14 protein-coding genes are annotated in these 15,366 nt (G+C 62.8%); 7 read left to right on the top strand and 7 right to left on the bottom strand.

Annotated elements, in window-relative coordinates:
- The first annotated feature begins 128 nt into the window (after positions 1 to 128).
- The 7 genes from cmoM (at position 129) to L1P05_RS10300 (ending at position 10,971) form a co-directional block, all read left to right on the top strand.
- Positions 129 to 917, top strand: a complete 789-nt coding sequence (cmoM, locus tag L1P05_RS10330; protein WP_012848994.1) for a tRNA uridine 5-oxyacetic acid(34) methyltransferase CmoM — start codon at positions 129 to 131, stop codon at positions 915 to 917.
- Positions 914 to 2,236, top strand: a complete 1,323-nt coding sequence (gene mukF, locus L1P05_RS10325) for a chromosome partition protein MukF (protein ID WP_012848993.1) — start codon at positions 914 to 916, stop codon at positions 2,234 to 2,236. The genes cmoM and mukF overlap by 4 nt, the downstream gene beginning before the upstream one ends.
- Entirely contained in the window at positions 2,217 to 2,942 is a 726-nt protein-coding gene (mukE, locus tag L1P05_RS10320) for a chromosome partition protein MukE (RefSeq protein WP_012848992.1), read from the top strand. Before mukF ends, mukE begins: the two co-directional genes overlap by 20 nt.
- On the top strand, positions 2,939 to 7,402 hold the full coding sequence (mukB, locus tag L1P05_RS10315; protein WP_012848991.1) for a chromosome partition protein MukB: 4,464 nt from the start codon (positions 2,939 to 2,941) through the stop codon (positions 7,400 to 7,402). The genes mukE and mukB overlap by 4 nt, the downstream gene beginning before the upstream one ends.
- A gap of 402 nt (positions 7,403 to 7,804) precedes the next feature.
- Complete coding sequence (ldtD, locus tag L1P05_RS10310; protein WP_012848990.1) at positions 7,805 to 9,439, top strand: L,D-transpeptidase; 1,635 nt, start codon at positions 7,805 to 7,807, stop codon at positions 9,437 to 9,439.
- A 254-nt stretch (positions 9,440 to 9,693) separates the two neighbouring features.
- Positions 9,694 to 10,242, top strand: a complete 549-nt coding sequence (gene mepK, locus L1P05_RS10305) for a peptidoglycan L,D-endopeptidase MepK (RefSeq protein WP_012848989.1) — start codon at positions 9,694 to 9,696, stop codon at positions 10,240 to 10,242.
- Positions 10,243 to 10,323: 81 nt separating this feature from the next.
- The gene (locus L1P05_RS10300) at positions 10,324 to 10,971 is read left to right on the top strand and encodes an MBL fold metallo-hydrolase (protein WP_012848988.1); all 648 of its coding nucleotides are present in this window, start codon (positions 10,324 to 10,326) and stop codon (positions 10,969 to 10,971) included.
- Positions 10,972 to 11,050: 79 nt separating this feature from the next.
- On the opposite strand, the gene fliR is transcribed toward L1P05_RS10300, so the two are convergent.
- The 7 genes from fliR to fliL all read right to left on the bottom strand — a co-directional run bounded on the left by fliR (position 11,051) and on the right by fliL (position 15,300).
- On the bottom strand, positions 11,051 to 11,839 hold the full coding sequence (gene fliR, locus L1P05_RS10295) for a flagellar biosynthetic protein FliR (RefSeq protein WP_012848987.1): 789 nt from the start codon (positions 11,837 to 11,839) through the stop codon (positions 11,051 to 11,053).
- 2 nt (positions 11,840 to 11,841) lie between these two features.
- Complete coding sequence (gene fliQ / locus L1P05_RS10290) at positions 11,842 to 12,111, bottom strand: flagellar biosynthesis protein FliQ (protein WP_012848986.1); 270 nt, start codon at positions 12,109 to 12,111, stop codon at positions 11,842 to 11,844.
- Between the two features lie 147 nt (positions 12,112 to 12,258).
- Positions 12,259 to 12,999: a flagellar type III secretion system pore protein FliP gene (gene fliP, locus L1P05_RS10285; RefSeq protein WP_012848985.1), complete on the bottom strand. Its 741-nt coding sequence runs from the start codon at positions 12,997 to 12,999 to the stop codon at positions 12,259 to 12,261.
- The gene (gene fliO, locus L1P05_RS10280; protein WP_012848984.1) at positions 12,999 to 13,394 is read right to left on the bottom strand and encodes a flagellar biosynthetic protein FliO; all 396 of its coding nucleotides are present in this window, start codon (positions 13,392 to 13,394) and stop codon (positions 12,999 to 13,001) included. The genes fliP and fliO overlap by 1 nt, the downstream gene beginning before the upstream one ends.
- Before the next feature lies 1 nt (position 13,395).
- Positions 13,396 to 13,809 carry a flagellar motor switch protein FliN gene (gene fliN, locus L1P05_RS10275; RefSeq protein ID WP_012848983.1) on the bottom strand — a complete coding sequence of 138 codons (414 nt, stop codon included), beginning with the start codon at positions 13,807 to 13,809 and terminating at the stop codon, positions 13,396 to 13,398.
- Complete coding sequence (gene fliM, locus L1P05_RS10270) at positions 13,802 to 14,815, bottom strand: flagellar motor switch protein FliM (protein WP_012848982.1); 1,014 nt, start codon at positions 14,813 to 14,815, stop codon at positions 13,802 to 13,804. The genes fliN and fliM overlap by 8 nt, the downstream gene beginning before the upstream one ends.
- Before the next feature lie 5 nt (positions 14,816 to 14,820).
- Positions 14,821 to 15,300, bottom strand: a complete 480-nt coding sequence (gene fliL / locus L1P05_RS10265; protein WP_012848981.1) for a flagellar basal body-associated protein FliL — start codon at positions 15,298 to 15,300, stop codon at positions 14,821 to 14,823.
- Positions 15,301 to 15,366: the final 66 nt, after the last annotated feature.

Below are 15,366 nucleotides of genomic sequence, written 5' to 3'. Positions count from 1 at the left end.
AATATTCATTCTACGATAGCCTGTGTCAAAATGTACCTTTGTTCCTTTGGAACTCGCGCGGCGGCTAACACCGCGCGGCCCGAAGGGGGCTGGCCAGCCTAAGTCACCCGGCGTGCGGAGTGGGGAGTATGCAGGATCGTAATTTTGACGATATCGCGGAGAAGTTTGCGCGTAATATTTATGGCACCACCAAGGGGCGTATCCGTCAGGCGGTTCTGTGGCAGGATTTGGAAACCCTGCTGGCCGGTTTACCGCAGCGTCCGCTGCGCATTCTGGACGCCGGCGGCGGACAGGGGCAGATCGCCTGCCAGCTGGCGGCGCGCGGTCACCGGGTGATCCTGTGCGATATTTCGGCGCAGATGCTGCAGCGTGCGGCACAGCACGCCGAGGAGCAGGGTGTTAGCGCGCGCATGGAATTGGTACAAAGTCCGGCGCAGGAGATGCATCGCCATTTGGCGGAGCCGGTGGATCTGGTATTGTTTCATGCCGTCTTGGAATGGGTGGCACAGCCGCAGGCGGTGCTGGCGGCGCTGGAGAAATGCCTGGCGGCGGGCGGCGCGCTGTCGCTGATGTTCTATAACTACAACGGGTTGCTGATGCTGAATACCCTGGTGGGGAATATGGAATATGTGAAGCTCGGCATGCCAAAGCGCAAGCGGCGTTCGCTCTCGCCCGACCATCCGCTGGATCCCGTGCAGGTCTATGGCTGGCTGGAGCAGCTGGGGCTGACCATCAGCGGGAAGACCGGGGTGCGGGTATTCCATGATTACCTGCGGGATAAGACACAACAAATCGGGGCCTTTGACGATCTGCTGGCGCTGGAGCAGCGCTATTGTCGTCAGGAGCCCTTTGTAAGTTTGGGGCGCTATATTCACGTGATGGCGCACAAAAAAGGTGACATGAAGGATCCATTATGAGCGATTTTTCCCAGACGGTACCGGAGCTGGTTGCCTGGGCGCGCAAAAATGATTTCGCCTTAACGCTCCCGACCGAGCGGCTGGCCTTTTTGCTGGCTATCGCTACCCTTAACGGCGAGCGTTTGGACGGTGAAATGAGCGAGGGGGATCTGGTCGACGTATTCCGTCATGTCAGCAAGACATTTGAACAGACGCACGAAACCGTCGCCCAGCGCGCCAACAATGCGATTAACGATCTGGTTAAGCAGCGTCTGCTTAACCGCTTTACCAGCGAGTTGGCGGAGGGGAACGCTATCTACCGTCTGACCCCGCTGGGGATCAGTATTTCCGATTACTATATCCGTCAGCGCGAGTTCTCGACCCTGCGTCTGTCGATGCAGCTCTCTATCGTGGCTCAGGAGCTGCGGGCGGCAGGCGACGCGGCAGAAGAGGGCGGCGATGAGTTTCACTGGCACCGCAACGTGTTTGCGCCGCTGAAATATTCGGTGGCGGAGATCTTTGACAGCATCGATCTGACCCAGCGACTGATGGATGAGCAGCAGCAGGGGGTTAAGCGCGATATCGCCGGGCTGCTCACTCAGGACTGGCGGGCGGCGATCTCCAGCTGTGAGCTGCTGCTGTCGGAAACCTCCGGTACCCTGCGCGAGCTGCAGGACACCCTGGAGGCGGCGGGAGATAAGCTGCAGGCCAACCTGCTGCGCATCCAGGATGCGACCCTGGGGCAGGCGGCGCTGGGCTTTGTCGATAAGCTGGTGTTCGACCTGCAGGCCAAGCTGGATCGTATTATCAGCTGGGGGCAGCAGGCGATCGATCTGTGGATCGGCTATGACCGCCACGTACATAAATTTATCCGTACCGCTATCGATATGGATAAGAACCGGGTCTTCGCCCAGCGTCTGCGCCAGTCGGTGCAGGGGTATCTGGAGGCGCCCTGGGCGCTGACCTACGCCAACGCCGATCGGCTGCTGGATATGCGCGACGAAGAGCTGATGCTGCTCAATGCCGAGGTGACCGGCGAACTGCCGCCCGATTTGGAGTTTGAGGAGTATTCCGAGCTGCGTGAGCGGCTGGCGGCGCTGATCGAGCAGGAGCTGCAGGTCTACCGCCAGGAGCAGCGGCCGCTGGATCTGGGGCGGGTACTGCGCGAATACCTGGCGCGCTATCCGCGCCAGCGCCATTTCGACGTGGCAAGAATTTTGGTTGACCAGGCGGTGCGCCTGGGTGTAGCCGAAGCAGATTTTAACGGATTGCAGGCCCAGTGGCAGGCGATCAATGAGTACGGAGCCAAGGTGCAGGCCCATGTCATCGACAAATACTGAAAATACTATGCCGGCCAAGCTGGCGCAGGCGGTGTTTAATCCGCTGTTTCCCGCGCTGGACAGCCAGCTGCGCGCCGGGCGCCATATCGGCATTGACGATCTGGACAATCACGCCTTCCTGATGGATTTCCAGGAGGAGTTGGAGCTGTTTTACGGGCGCTATAACGTAGAGCTGATCCGCGCGCCGGAGGGCTTCTTCTATCTGCGTCCCCGCTCCACGACCCTAATCCCCCGCTCGGTGCTGTCTGAGCTGGACATGCTGGTGGGCAAGATCCTCTGTTATCTCTACCTCAGCCCGGAGCGGCTGGCCCATGAGGGGATCTTCAGCCAGCAGGAGCTGTATGACGAGCTGCTGACCCTGACCGATGAGAGCAAGCTGCTCAGGCTGGTTAACCAGCGCTCGACCGGCTCCGATCTGGATCGCCAAAAGCTGCAGGAGAAGCTGCGTACCTCGCTGAATCGCCTGCGCCGGCTGGGAATGGTGTTCTTTATCGGGAGCGACAGCGCTAAGTTCCGCATTACCGAGGCGGTATTCCGCTTCGGCGCCGACGTACGCGCCGGCGACGATGCGCGCGATGCCCAGATGCGCCTGATCCGCGACGGCGAGGCGGTTACGCTGGAGCCATCGCTGGCGCTCAATGACGGCGTGGCGGATGACGCACAGGCGGAGCAAGAATCCGAGGATGCAGAGGATGAACAGGAATGATTGAACGCGGTAAGTTTCGCTCGCTGACCCTGGTTAACTGGAACGGCTTCTTTGCCCGAACCTTCGATTTAGACGAGCTGGTGACCACCCTCTCCGGCGGTAACGGGGCGGGAAAGTCCACCACCATGGCGGCCTTTGTTACCGCCCTGATCCCGGATCTGACCCTGCTGCATTTCCGCAACACCACCGAGGCTGGCGCCACCAGCGGATCGCGCGATAAGGGCCTGCACGGCAAGCTGCGCCCCGGGGTGTGCTATGCCGCGCTGGACGTGGTGAACTCCCGTCACCAGCGGGTGCTGGTTGGCGTGCGCCTGCAGCAGGTGGCCGGCCGCGATCGCAAGGTGGATATCAAGCCCTTCGCCATTCAGGGGCTGCCGACGGCATACCAGCCGACCCAGCTGCTGACCGAGACGGTCGAAGGCCGTCAGGCGCGAGTGCTGGCGCTGCCGGAGCTGAAGGAGCGCGTAGAGGCGATCGAAGGGGTGCAGTTCAAGCAGTTCAACTCGATTACCGACTACCATGCGCTGATGTTCGATCTGGGCGTGGTACCGCGCCGCCTGCGCTCTGCGGCGGATCGCAGCAAATTCTACCGGCTGATTGAGGCCTCGCTGTACGGCGGGATCTCCAGCGCGATCACCCGCTCGCTGCGCGACTACCTGCTGCCGGAGAACGGCGGGGTGCGTAAGGCGTTCCAGGACATGGAGGCGGCGCTGCGTGAGAACCGCATGACGCTGGAGGCCATCCGGGTAACCCAATCCGACCGCGATCTGTTTAAGCACCTGATCAGCGAGGCCACCGCCTACGTGTCGGCGGACTATATGCGGCATGCCAACGAGCGGCGTAGCCACCTGGATCAGGCGCTGCAGCTGCGTCGCGAGCTGCTCGGCGGGCGGCGACAGCTGCTGAGTGAACAGTATCGTCACGTGGAGATGGCGCGCGAGCTGGAGGAGCAGAACGGCGCCGAAGCGGATCTGGAGACCGATTATCAGGCGGCCAGTGACCACCTGAATCTGGTGCAGACCGCGCTGCGACAGCGAGAGAAGATCGAACGCTATCAGGGCGATCTGGAGGAGCTGAGCTACCGTCTGGACGAACAGAGCGAGGTCGCGGCCGAAGCGCAGGAGCAGTATGAATCTTGGCAGGAGCGCAGCGAGGCGGCGGAGGCCGAGGTCGATGAGCTGAAGAGCCAGCTGGCCGATTACCAGCAGGCGTTGGACGTACAGCAGACGCGGGCTATCCAGTATCAGCAGGCGCTGCAGGCGCTGGCGCGGGCGCAGACGCTGTGCGCGCTGCCGACGCTGAGCGCCGACGACGTGGAAACCTGGCTGGAGGACTTTCGCGCTCGTGAAGAGGAGGCGACCGAGCTGCTGCTGCAGCTGGAGCAGAAGCTGAGCGTAGCCAACGCGGCGCACAGCCAGTTTGAAGAGGCCTACCGCCTGGTGAACCGCGTGGTGGGCGAGGTCAGCCGCAGCGACGCCTGGCAGGCCGGGCGCGCGCTGCTGCGCGAGTGGCCGGCGCTACAGCATCAGGCCCAGCGCGTTGCGCCCATCGGCGCTCGCCTGGCCGAGCTGGAGCAGCGGCTGAATGCCCAGCAGGATGCCGAGCGGCTGCTGCAGGAGTGCATTAAGCGCAGCGGGCGTGACTGTGACGTGCAGCAGCTGGATACCCTGCAGGCCGAGCTGGAGGCGCAGATCGAAACCCTGGCGCAGCAGGCGGCCGACGCCGGTGAACGCAGCATGGCGCTGCGTCAGGAGCTGGAGCAGATCACCGAGCGGGTCGGTGCGCTGAGCGCGCGGGCGCCGGCGTGGCTCGCCGCCCAAGAGGCGCTGAATGCCCTGGAGTCGCAGTGCGGCGAAACGCTGGAGGACAGTCGCGCGGTGACTGACCAGATGCAGCAGCTGCTGGAGCGCGAGCGCGAATACACCGTCGAACGCGACGAGGTCGCCGCCCGCAAGGGGGCACTGGAGCGGGAGATCGAGCGCCTGAGCCAGCCCGGCGGCGCCGAGGATGCCCGGCTGATCGCGCTGGCAGAGCGCTTTGGCGGCGTGCTGCTGTCGGAGATCTACGACGACGTTACGCTGGACGATGCCCCCTACTTCTCGGCGCTGTATGGGCCGTCGCGCCACGCCATCGTGGTGCCAGATCTGGCCGCGGTGCGCGCTCAGCTGGCGGGGCTGGAGGAGTGTCCGGAGGATCTCTACCTGATCGAGGGGGATCCGCAGTCCTTCGACGACAGCGTTTTTGCCGTTGAGGAGCTGGAGAAGGCGGTGGTGGTGAAGATCGCCGATCGCCAGTGGCGCTACTCCCGTTTCCCGTCGCTGCCGCTGTTTGGCCGCGCGGCGCGCGAGAGCCGTCTGGAGACGCTGTACGCCGAGCGCGAGGCGCTGGCGGAGCGTTATGCCACGCTGTCGTTCGACGTGCAGAAGATCCAGCGTCTGCACCACGCCTTCAGCCGCTTTATCGGCAGCCATCTGGCGGTGGTCTTTGACGACGATCCGGAGCAGGCGCTGCGTCAGCTGCAGCAGCGTCGGGGGGAGATTGAGCGCGAGTTTGCCGGTCAGGATGCCCAGACCCAGCAGCAGCGTCAGCAGCTGCAGCAGGCGCGCGAGCTGGCCGGGCTGCTGAATCGCCTGGCACCCCAGGCGGCGCTGCTGGCGGACGAGACGCTGCCCGATCGGGTCGACGAACTGCGTGACGAACTGGAGCAGGCGCGCGATGCGGCGCGCTATCTGCAGCAGCACGGCGCCACGCTGGCGGCGCTGGAGCCGGTGATCGGCGTGCTGCAGAGCGATCCGCAGCAGCATGAGCAGCTGCAGCAGGATTATCAGCAGGCGCTGCAGCGTCAGCGCCTGACCAAACAGCAGGCCTTTGCCCTGACCGAGGTGGCGCAGCGTCGCGCCCATTTCAGCTATAGCGATGCGGTGGGGATGCTGAGCGAAAACGCCGACCTCAACGAGCGTCTGCGTCAGCGTTTGGAGCATGCAGAGACCGAGCGCAGCCGCAGCCGTGAGCAGCTGCGTCAGCATCAGGCCCAGCTGGCCCAGTACAATCAGGTGCTGGCGTCGCTGAAGAGCGCCTTCGATGCCAAGCGCGACATGCTGCAGGAGCTGCAGCAGGAGATGCAGGATATCGGCGTAACGGCGGACGCGAGCGCCGAGGCGCGGGCCCGTACGCGCCGCGATGAGCTGCACGCCGCCCTGAGCGAAAACCGCAGCCGACGCAACCAGTTGGAGAAGCAGATCACCATCTGCGAGGCGGAGATGGAGTCGCTGATCAAGCGGCTGCGTAAGGCCGAGCGTGAGTATCATCTGATGCGAACTCAGGTGACGCAGGCCAAGGCGGGCTGGTGCGCGGTGATGCGTTTGGTGAAAGATAACGGCGTCGAGCGTCGTCTGCACCGGCGTGAGCTGGCCTATATGGATGCAGACGAGCTGCGCTCCATGTCGGATAAGGCGCTGGGCGCCCTGCGTCTGGCGGTGGCGGATAACGAGCATCTGCGCGACGTTCTGCGTCTGTCGGAGGATCCGAAGCGTCCCGAGCGCAAGGTCCAGTTCTATGTGGCGGTCTATCAGCATCTGCGCGAGCGTATCCGTCAGGATATTATCCGCAGCGACGATCCCATCGATGCCATTGAGCAGATGGAGATCGAGCTGGCCCGCCTGACGGAGGAGCTGACGGCGCGCGAGCAGAAGCTGGCCATCAGCGCCCGCAGCGTGGCGAACATCATTCGCAAGACCATTCAGCGCGAGCAGAACCGTATCCGCCTGCTGAACCAGGGGCTGCAGTCGGTGGCCTTTGGCCAGGTCAACAGCGTGCGCCTGAACGTGAACGTGCGCGACAGCCACGCCATGCTGCTGAACGTGCTCTCCGAGCAGCAGGAGCAGCATCAGGATCTGTTCAACAGCAACCGCCTGACCTTCTCGGAGGCGCTGGCCAAGCTGTATCAGCGCCTGAACCCGCAGATCGATATGGGGCAGCGTACCCCGCAGACCATCGGTGAGGAGCTGCTGGACTACCGCAGCTACCTGGAGATGGAGGTGGAGGTGAACCGTGGATCGGACGGCTGGCTGCGCGCGGAAAGCGGCGCGCTGTCGACCGGCGAGGCGATCGGTACCGGGATGTCGATCCTGGTGATGGTGGTGCAGAGCTGGGAGGAGGAGTCACGTCGCCTGCGCGGCAAGGATATCTCCCCCTGCCGGCTGCTGTTCCTGGATGAGGCGGCGCGTCTTGACGCCAAGTCCATCGCGACGCTGTTCGAGCTGTGTGAGCGGCTGGAGATGCAGCTGATCATCGCCGCCCCCGAGAATATCAGCCCGGAAAAAGGCACCACCTACAAACTGGTGCGTAAGGTATTCAACCATACCGAACACGTGCACGTGGTGGGGCTGCGCGGCTTTAGCGCCGCGGCGGAGGAGGCGGGCGAGCGCTCGGCGCAGCCGCTGGAGGATACCCCGGCCTGAGGGCGCGCGTTGACGCACCGCGTCGTCGTCTGACGGCGCCTCGACGGCCCGCCCTGCGCGGGCCGTTGTCTTTTTAACCACAGAATGCGCGCGGGATGAGGGATATCTGAAAGCGCGGCCGCGCGCTTGTATTCGACTATCGGCGGCGCGCATGATGTCATAAAGTGACATAAATCTGTGCCTGCGATGCTTTTTCCCCTCGTCTTTTTTTTGGCAAAATAGCAACATAGTCATGTTACCTATGCCTGTGGCGTGGGCGTGACCGGATCGAATCGATGATGGCGCACAGGGCGGCAGCGCAGCCTGCTGCCGTAGCGAGACCGCCAAACGGCGGTTTATTCTGTATAATTTGCATTAGGTGCCCGACAGTATCGCTGTGGGCGAAGAGGGAGCAAGGAAGTCATGCTGAGCGCTAAATTCGGTTTTCGCCGGCGTATGGCCGGCACGCTGCTGGCGGTAACGCTGGCACCTTGGGGTACACCGGCGCTGGCACAAACGGCGCCCGCACACGCGGAGGCGGCCTCTGCCGCGTCGGCGCTGCAGGCGCAGCTACCGTCGGGGGTCACGCTACGCTATGGCGATGCGCTGGCGGCGCTGTACGCGGCCCACCGTGAGCAGCCGATGTGGCAGGATAGCGAGGCGGTGCGGGACTTTCAGCAGCAGCTGGCGGAGCTGGCGCTGTCCGGCGTACAGCCGCAGTTTGCTCACTGGGCCGATGCGCTGACGGATCCCCGCATCCACGGTATGGCGCGGGATATCCTGCTGTCTGACGCCATGATGGGCTACCTGCAGTATGTGGCCGGCGTGGCGGCCAACGGTGACGCCTGGCTGTACGGCAATAAGAGCTATACGCTCGCGGCCCCGCCCGCCGGACTGGTCGATAACTGGCAGCGGGCGCTGCGCCAGGGGACGCTGACGGTCTTTATTCGTTCGCTGGCGCCTTCGAACCCGCAGTACCCGGCGATGCGCACGGCGCTGGAGACGCTGCTGGCCGATACCCAGCCCTGGCCGCAGATGCCCAGCGGGCCGACGCTGCGTTCAGGCGACAGCAGCCCGGCCATCGCCACGCTGCGCGCGATCCTGCTGCGCAGCGGCGCACTGTCGACGGCGGAGGCGGGCGACGGCGATGTCTATACGCCGGCGCTGGTGGCGGCGGTGAAGCGTTTCCAGAGCGGTCAGGGGCTGACGCCGGATGGGGTGATCGGTCCGCGCACCTATGCCTGGCTGAACGTCACGCCGTCGATGCGAGCCGCGCTGCTGGCGTTGAATATTCAGCGTCTGCGTCTGCTGCCCGCCTCGGTGCATACCGGGATCATGGTCAACATCCCCAACTATTCCATGACCTACTACCGCGATGGTAAGGATGTGCTCTCGTCTCGGGTGATCGTCGGGCGCCCGGCGCGTAAGACGCCGCTGATGAACAGTGAGCTGAACAACGTGGTGGTCAATCCGCCGTGGAATGTGCCGACGAAGCTAGTGCGTGAGGATATCGTCCCCAAGGCCATGCGCGATCCCGGCTACTTTGAGCGCCACGGCTATACGCTGCTCTCCGGCTGGAGCGGCGATGTTCAGGTGATAAACCCCTACATGATCGACTGGAACAGCGTGTCGGCGCGCAACTTCCCTTACCGGGTACGCCAGGCGCCGGGGGCGAGCAACTCGCTGGGCCGCTTTAAATTTAACATGCCGAGCCAGGACGCTATCTACCTGCACGATACGCCGAACCATGCGCTGTTCAATCAGGATATCCGTGCGCTCAGCTCCGGCTGCGTTCGCATCAATAAGGCCTCGACGCTGGCGGATATGCTGCTGGCCGACGCCGGGTGGAGCCCTGAGCGGGTGGCCTCCGCGCTGCAGGCGGGCAATACGCAGTATGTTCCTATCCGACAGCGCATTCCGGTGCGGCTCTACTATCAGACCGCCTGGGTCAGCGACGGCGGGGAGCCTCAGTTCCGCACAGATATTTACAATTATGATCAGCTGGCCCGCAGCGGTAGCCGCAGCGTGGCGCAGGCGCGCCAGCTTTTCCATCTGTAGCAGACGGTTATCCCGCCGCGGCGGCGGGGTGATTTTTGTGATGGCCCACGCCGGGGCGCGCGGGGCGGGTTGACGCCGCCGGATGGGGCGGTTAAGGTGCGCTGAGTGAGGCGTCGCGCAAGCGCTTTTCGTGCTGTTGATAGCCACGATCGGTTCGGCTGGGCGGGACGCGAGATAACAGGGGCCGCAAAGGCCCCAATCTGTACGCTTTGGGCGTGTTATTCAGACACTTTTTGGCCGGGTCATATTTGCTCATGGAACCGATAGATTTTCAGCGCCGTAAATGGCTGGCGCTCGGTGGTGCGGCACTTGGATTTGCCCTGCTGCCGGGCGTCGCCCAGGCGACCCTTTCTACACCGCGCCCGCGGGTGCTGGTGCTCAATAACTTAAATACCGGCGAGCGCCTGCGCGCCGAGTTTTTTGATGGTCGTGCCTATATTCCTGAGGAGCTGGCGCGTCTAAACCACTTTTTCCGCGACTATCGCGCCAATCAGGTGAAGCGGATCGATCCGCGTCTGTTCGATCAGATCTTCCGGCTTCAGGTGATGCTGGGCAGCAAGAAGCCGATTCAGCTGGTGTCCGGCTATCGCTCGCCCCATACCAACAGCGAGCTGCGCGAGCGTAGCCGCGGCGTCGCCAAGCAGAGCTTCCATACCAAAGGGCAGGCGATGGATTTTCACATCGACGGCGTGACGCTGGCTAACGTGCGCAAGGCGGCGATGCGTATGCGCGCCGGTGGCGTAGGCTATTATCCGCGCAGTAATTTTGTCCATATCGATACCGGGCCGGTGAGAAGTTGGTGATCCTCGCGCGGATGCGTATGATGGAGTCTGGTAAGGGCGACTGCCGGCCGTGAGCCGGCGTTTTTATGCGCGGAGAGTACCATGAAATACCACATCATTCCGGTTACCGCTTTTCAGCAAAACTGCACCCTGCTGTGGTGTGAGGCGACCCGGGAGGCGGCGATCGTCGATCCCGGCGGCGAGAGTGCCAAGATCCTGCGGGAGATCGGCGCCCGGGATCTGAAGGTGACGCAAATTCTGCTGACCCACGGCCACATCGACCACGTCGGCGCGGCGGCGCGTCTGGCGCAGACCCTGTCGGTGCCCATCTATGGCCCGCAGCAGGAGGACCAGTATTGGCTGGATCAGCTGTCGCAGCAGGCCGATATGTTTGGCTTTACCGACTGTCAGCCGTTTATGCCGACCCGCTGGCTGCAGCAGGGCGACACCCTGGCGGTGGGCGAGGAGCAGCTGACGGTGCTGCACTGTCCGGGTCATACGCCGGGCCACGTCGTTTACTTCTGCGAGAAGGCGCGTCTGGCGCAGGTGGGCGATGTGCTGTTTCGCGGCAGCATCGGGCGCAGCGATTTTGCCGGCGGCAACCACCGCGATCTGCTCAACAGCATCTGGACCCGTCTGTTTACTCTGGGCGATGACGTGGCGTTTATTCCCGGTCACGGTCCCATGTCGACCATCGGTGAAGAGCGACGCAGCAACCCTTACGTGCGCGATGAGCCGGAAAACTGGTAGCGGCGCCGTTTGGCGCCGCTTTACCCTCTCGACGGAAAGACGCCTTAGCGCGTCTTTTTTGATCTTTGGTCGCGCGGGCTCACGAGATCATCTGCATACCGCCCAGAATGATCGTAAGACGGTCAAACAGGGTCTGCATCAGGTGTTCGACAAAGGGCGCCAGCATCGGCATCAGCATGCTGAGGGTCATCATGCCGATGGTGAGGGTCAGCGGAAAGCCGACGACGAAGATGGATAGCTGGGGCGTCATGCGGTTGAGCAGCCCCAGCGCCATGTTGAGGGTCAGCAGCAGGGCGATCAGCGGCAGGGCCAGCATCATGCCGTTGAGGAAGATCAGATTGCCGCTCTGGGCCAGGGCCAAGAACCCGTTGCCGTTCAGCGGGTGTGTTGACAGGGGCAGCGTGCGGAAGCTGTCGGCCAGCAGGGAGATGGTCCACAGGTGGCCGTTGACGCTGAGGAACAGCAGCAGGGCCAGCAGGTTAAGCAGGCGCGCCAGGACCGGCATATTGGGGCCGCCGGAGGGGTCAAAGAAGGTGGCAAACGACAGCCCCATCTGCATGCCGATCACCTCACCGGCCAGACGCACGGCGGCGAAGGCGAGCTGCATGGTCAAGCCGATGGCGCAGCCGATCAGGATCTGTTGGATAGCCAGCCACAGGGCGCCGCCGCTGGCCAGCGTAATATCCGTCGGCGGCAGCTGGGGGGCCAGCAGAAAGGCCGTCAGCGCGGCCAGGGCGATGCGGATCTTGCGCGGTACCGCTTTCTCGCCCAGCATCGGCGCGGTGCTGTACAGGGCCAGCAGGCGGATAAAGGGCCAGAAAAACTGCCCTAGCCAGAGCGTGAGCTGGGCGGGGTCGAAGGTGATCATGGCTAGCCGATCAGGGTTGGCAGACTGCTGAAGAGGGTGCGCATATAGTCCAGCAGCAGGCTGAGCATCCAGGGGCCGGCGACCACCAGGGTGGCGAAGACGGCCAGAATTTTGGGAATAAACGACAGGGTCATTTCGTTGATTTGGGTCGCCGCCTGCAGCAGGCTGATCAGCAGACCGCTGATCAGCGCGGCCAGCAGCAGCGGAGTGGCCAGCGCCAGCCCCACTTTCATTGCCTGATATCCCAGGGCCATTACCGATTCCGGCGTCATGGCGTCCTCCTCGTATCGCCTATCCCAGTAGGCGTGATTGTGAAAGCCGCGCGGCCCCGACGCGGACGGCGATACCGCCGCCGATGCGGCGTACGCGGTATGCTCGCCGGGGCAGGGCGGCGGATAAATAGCCTAACGCGGTGGGCGTTAGGTGTAGAAGCTTTGCGCCAGCGAGCCGAGCAGCAGCTGCCAGCCGTCCACCAGGACAAACAGCATCAGCTTAAACGGCAGCGAGATGGTGGCCGGGGGCACCATCATCATCCCCAGCGCCATCAATACGCTGGCGACGACCAGGTCGATGATCAAAAACGGAATAAAGACGGTAAAGCCGATCTGGAACGCCGTTTTCAGTTCGCTGGTGACGTAGGCCGGCAGCAGAATCCGCATCGGCACATCCTCAGGTCCCTGCATCTCTGGCTGTTTGGCCAGGCGGGAGAACAGCGCCAGATCGGTTTCACGGGTCTGACGCAGCATAAAGGCCCGCAGCGGTTTGGCGCCGCGATCTAGGGCGGTCTCCATGCTGATTTTCTGCTCGCTGAACGGTTGATAGGCGTCCTGGTAGATCTTATCGAGCACCGGCGACATGATAAAAAAGGTTAAAAACAGCGCGAGCCCCAGTAGCACCTGATTCGGCGGCGCAGAGGGGGTGCCCAGCGCGTTGCGCAGCAGGCCGAGAACGATGATGATCCGGGTAAAGCTGGTCATCAGCAGCAGCGCGGCCGGCAGGAAGCTGAGCGAGGTCAGGAAGACCAGCGTTTGGACCGGCAGGGACCAGCTCTGCCCGCCGTGTGCCAGCGGTTGACTGATAATGCCGGGTAGCTGGGCCAGTGCCGCGGGCGCGCACAGCAGCAGCCCCGACAGCAGGGTGTAACGCAGAATACGCCGCATCAGGAGTTCTCTTTACTTCGGCCAAATCGGTGACGTGCAGCCTGGCGCAGCAGGTGCTGGAATGAGGTCGGTCGTCCGGCCGCATCGTGCTCCGTCGTCGCCGGCACATCAAAGGTATGTAGATGGGTGATGCTCTGAGCCGTGACGCCGAGCACCAGACATTGGTTATCCACCTCGACCACCACCAGACGCTCACGCTGCCCTAGGCTACAGCTGGCGCGGACGTTGAGCAGACGCTCACCGCGTGGACGGGCGGCGAATCCCAGACGCTTGACCAGCCAGGCCAGCGCCAGGATCAGCAGTAGAATGCCGCCCAGCGTACCGCCCACCTGGGTCAGTACGCTTTCCGTCGGCAGTGCGGGGGCGGCGGGGATCGCCGCGACGACGCTGGACATATCAGCGGCTCAGGCGACGCATGCGTTCTGACGGGGTGATGATATCGGTAATGCGGACGCCGAATTTATCGTTGACCACCACCACCTCGCCCTGGGCTATCAGATAGCCGTTGATCAGCACATCCAGCGGCTCCCCGGCCAGGCCATCCAGCGCCACCACGGATCCCTGCGACAGGCGCAGCAGCTCTTTGATGGTCATCTTGGTGCGGCCCAGCTCCACGGTCAGCTTGACCGGGATGTCCAGGATCAGATCGATATCCTGACCGCTGCCGGCGCCGAGCGTCGGCGTCTCATCCAGATTCTGAAAAATATCGCCGTTATTCTGACCGGCGGTCTGTTGTTCTCCCATTGCTTCCGCCCACAGGTCGGCGGCGTCATCCTGAGCGTCAGCTGACGGCTTGTTGGCGTCACTCATCGGAATTTCCTCGCGAAGTCGCATCTAAAATAGGGTTAATCATTTTTTCTACGCGCAGTGCATACTGGCCGTGATAGCAGCCATACTGGCAGGTTAACACCGGCACACCGTCGACGTTGGCCACCAGGCGGTCGGGCCGGTCGATGGGCAATACATCGCCGATCTGCAGCTTAAGAACGTCAGACAGACGCAGCGGAACGTCGACAAAATTGGCCACCAGCTCCAGCTCGGAGTGCTGTACCTGCTTGCTAAGGGTATCGCGCCAGTGCTGATCCTCCTGTTTGGAGTTCTCCAGCGGCGGGTTGACCAGCAGCTCGCGCAGCGGTTCGATCATTGAGAAGGGGATACAGATATTGAACTCCCCGCTCAGGGCTCCGACCTCAACGGTAAAGGGCGTCGTGACCACGATATCGTTAGGGGAGGTGGTGATATTGGTAAATTTTACCTGGATCTCTGAGCGGACATATTCGACGTCCAGCTTGAAGATGGCGCCCCAGGCATCGCGATAGGCGTCCAGCGCCAGTCGCAGCATGCGCTGGATCACCCGCTGTTCGGTGTGGGTAAACTCACGGCCGTCCACCTTGGTGGGGAAGCGGCCATCGCCGCCGAACAGGTTATCGACCGCCATAAACACCAGGCTGGGTTCGAAGACCATCAGCGCGGTACCGCGCAGGGGCTTCAGGTGCACCAGGTTAAGGTTGGTCGGCACCGGCAGGTTACGGGCAAACTCATGGTAGGGTTGAATACGCACCGCGCCTACCGTGATATCCGGACTGCGACGCAGCAGGTTAAACAGTCCCATACGGAACTGACGGGCGAAACGCTCGTTGACGATCTCCAGGGCCTGCAGACGTTCGCGCACGACGCGTCGTTGGGTGGTGGGATCGTAGGGACGGACGTCGCCGTCGTGATTTTCCAGTGACGCATGCTGCTCGCTGGGCGCGGCATCGCTGTCGCCATTGAGCAGCGCGTCTATTTCGGCTTGAGACAGAATGCTATCGGACATAACGGTTACCGCAGGATGAACGCTGTGAACATAACGTCATTGACCATCTGTGCGGGCTGGCCGCTGACGACCGGCGCGCGCAGGGTGGATTTAATTTCGTCCATCAACGCTTTTTTACCCTGCTCGGAGGCCAGCGTTGCAGCCTGCTGGCGAGAGAGCAGCATTAACAGACGGCTACGTACCTCAGGCAGATAGTCGTTTAGACGCTTACGAGTACCCTCATCAGGCAGACGCAGGGTAATGCCGACGTACAGGACGCGGTCGCTGTCGTCGCCGTTACTCAGCAGGTTAACCGTAAACGGATCCAGCGCCATAAAGACCGGCAGAGGAATCGGCGCCTGCTTGACGGTGTGCTGCTGTGTCTGTTGATAATAGTGCCAGCCGAAGTAGCCGCCGCCGGCGGCCAGCGCGGCAAAGAGCACCAACAGGATCAATACCCATTTGCGCCGTTTAGCGGAGCGGTTTGGGAGTGACATATCAGACATAAGGGGGATGATTCCTGTAGCTGTGTGCGCAACGCGCATGGAAATTCGCTAAAGCTATTATCCCTG

The organism is Edwardsiella piscicida, assembly GCF_021733145.1.
In the GTDB taxonomy this organism is placed as follows: Bacteria; Pseudomonadota; Gammaproteobacteria; order Enterobacterales; family Enterobacteriaceae; genus Edwardsiella; species Edwardsiella piscicida.
The sequence above is the reverse complement of the archived record's forward strand: the minus strand, read 5'-3'. Positions and strand labels throughout refer to the sequence as shown.